Origin of the sequence: Faecalibacillus intestinalis, assembly GCF_003024685.1 — a bacterium.
Taxonomy (GTDB): Bacteria; Bacillota_I; Bacilli_A; order Erysipelotrichales; family Coprobacillaceae; genus Faecalibacillus; species Faecalibacillus intestinalis.
The window spans coordinates 1-745 of the sequence record NZ_PYLQ01000048.1; the positions used below are offsets into that span (position 1 = coordinate 1).

Annotated in this window: 2 protein-coding genes; both read left to right on the forward strand. The window is 26.7% G+C overall.

What is annotated here, in order from left to right; genetic code table 11:
• A partial coding sequence (locus tag C7U54_RS15040; RefSeq protein ID WP_206603635.1) for a hypothetical protein occupies positions 1–494 on the forward strand: 494 nt, incomplete at its 5' end.
• Positions 495–516: 22 nt separating this feature from the next.
• The gene (locus C7U54_RS14660; RefSeq protein ID WP_155522463.1) at positions 517–654 is read left to right on the forward strand and encodes a hypothetical protein; all 138 of its coding nucleotides are present in this window, start codon (positions 517–519) and stop codon (positions 652–654) included.
• The last annotated feature ends 91 nt before the right edge of the window (positions 655–745 follow it).

The window sequence follows — 745 nt, forward strand, 5'->3', positions numbered from 1 at the left end:
ATTTTTTGATTTTGTACCCAGTTTTGTTGTTTTTTATCATTGCTGAAAAATATCTTAATATAATATCCTTCGATGGTTTAGTTTATTTTACATTACTTTTGTTGAGACGAAAATTAGTTTATCTCGATTTTCATTTTAAGAAGATATCTATTATTTTTTGGACGATTACTCTGCTGTTATCTGGATTAAGTTTTTCTTTCTTCAAACAAGCAAATTACTTATACATGACGAAAGCATATGTAGAGTGTAATGTTTTGGAAACAAAAGAGTATTCGCTCGTTCGTCGAAATAAGGGATATGCAACTTTTATGATGAAAAGTCATGAAAGCATCAAAGATGATTTTACAGTAATTGAAAACCTAGTTGGGAAAATAGATTCATATGAAATTGGTGAAGAAAATAAATACAGAGTTATATTAAAAAATAATCAAGAAGTAGATATCAAGTTTAATAATTATAATCAGTTTACATTATTTAGTTTAGATGTTGATTAAGTGAAAAGGAAGGAGAAAGCTTATGATTAAAAAAGTATTTATTGGAATTATTGCAGCTGGTATGATATTAACAACTATTCCAACAGTAAATGCGGAAGATGAAATTACATTAGATGAAGTGACTGATCAAATAATTGATATTTCAGATAAATATAATTAAGCTGGTGTTACATCAGGACAATTATTCAATTTAATTACGCTAACTCAAACGGATGATGAATTATTAGACGCTTTATCTTTAGATAAAAATG